Source organism: Intestinimonas sp. MSJ-38, assembly GCF_018917925.1.
Lineage (GTDB): Bacteria > Bacillota > Clostridia > Oscillospirales > Butyricicoccaceae > Pseudobutyricicoccus.
On record NZ_JAHLPO010000066.1, the window covers coordinates 1 to 1,330 of the forward strand.

Genomic DNA, 1,330 nt, shown 5'->3' on the forward strand with positions numbered 1-1,330 from the left:
TGAAGTAGTCAATAGTTAGTAGACACAAAATTTCTTATGCCACCAGTTCTGTTCTATATGGGACTGGTGGTTTTCCTTTTAGTTTGCGGACGGGTCGTTCATTGTTGAAATAATAGATTGCCTGCTCAATGGTAGATCTCAGATCATCACATTCCCAGTAACGGAAGTGCTTGCGCAGCGTGTCCTTGAATCGCCCCCAAAAGCTTTCCATAACTGCGTTGTCGCGAGGGTTTCCGGCCCTTGACATACTTTGAATTACATTGTATTCTTTAAGCAGGTTACAATAACCTGCGGATGAGTACTGGACACCTTGGTCGCTGTGCAAAAGGACTTGGTGTTCGGTGCTCATTTTTCTTTTCAGAAGGCGCTCTGCCGGCTTCATAACGAGGAAATTGTCAAAAGTATCGCTGAGTTCCCATTCCAGAATCTCGTTGTTGAACAGATCCAAATAGCCTGCAAGATAATACCACTTGCCGTTATGTTTGATGTAAGTAACATCCGTCACAATCTTCTGCATAGGCTTCTCTGCTTTGAATTCTCTGTTCAGTATGTTGGCATAGCGGATGTGTTCTAAGTTGGTTCCTGTGGCCGTAGCTTTCCTGCGCCTGGTGTATCCGTGGATTCTTAGTCGCTTCATTGACTTCCAAACAGTAGGATCACTGACGATCCGACCGAATTCAAGGTACAGCTTATCCCTGATCTGGCGGTATCCCATCATTGGGTGGTGGGAATGGATGTCCAGGACATAACTATCCAGTATTTTATGTGTTTTCTCATACCGGTTTAACTGTCCTGCTCGCTTCAGCCACTTGTAGTAGCCACTGCGAGAAACACCGTAGATTTCACAAAGTTCGCTGACAGAATGTTTGTCTGTCTGCTTTTGAATCTCGGCATACATCTCTCGGATCATCTTTTTCGGGCATCGCCCCCTTTTCGTTCGTTCCGTTTTTTTAAACGAAGTACCTCCGCCTCTTTCTTAACCAGCTCTCTCTTCAGCAGTTCGATCTGGTATTGCAGCTGCTCCTCGTAGGTCAGTTCATTCCGGCGCTCATAACGAGATAAAGGATTCCCGGGTTTCTTCTTAACTTCCAGCCCGGCTTCACCTTCTGCTAGATACTTTCTGGTCCACTCTTGTATTAACCGATGACTGCATCCTGTTTCTCTTTCGAGTGACCTTGAAGTTTCTCCTGCTAAATTCCTCTTTACAATAGCTAACTTTTCTTCTTTGCTTCGCATCGTGTATTTACCAGCCATATTGCCACCTCCATGTCTATAATAGCATAAAAATAATGGTAGGCACTTTTGTGTCTACCATTATTTTATCACTTCA

2 protein-coding genes are annotated in these 1,330 nt (G+C 44.4%); both read right to left on the reverse strand.

Going from position 1 to position 1,330, the window contains the following annotated elements:
* Positions 1 to 34: 34 nt before the first annotated feature.
* Positions 35 to 910 (reverse strand): IS3 family transposase, encoded by an 876-nt coding sequence (locus KQI26_RS15065; protein ID WP_216505051.1) that lies wholly within the window; start codon positions 908 to 910, stop codon positions 35 to 37.
* The gene (locus KQI26_RS15070) at positions 907 to 1,254 is read right to left on the reverse strand and encodes a helix-turn-helix domain-containing protein (RefSeq protein ID WP_118748573.1); all 348 of its coding nucleotides are present in this window, start codon (positions 1,252 to 1,254) and stop codon (positions 907 to 909) included. Before KQI26_RS15070 ends, KQI26_RS15065 begins: the two co-directional genes overlap by 4 nt.
* Between the last annotated feature and the right edge of the window lie 76 nt (positions 1,255 to 1,330).

Coding starts and splice junctions, on each gene's coding strand:
- KQI26_RS15065 (WP_216505051.1), bottom strand. CDS start 910: ATGATCCGAGAGATGTATGCCGAGATTCAAAAGCAGACAGACAAACAT.
- KQI26_RS15070 (WP_118748573.1), bottom strand. CDS start 1,254: ATGGCTGGTAAATACACGATGCGAAGCAAAGAAGAAAAGTTAGCTATT.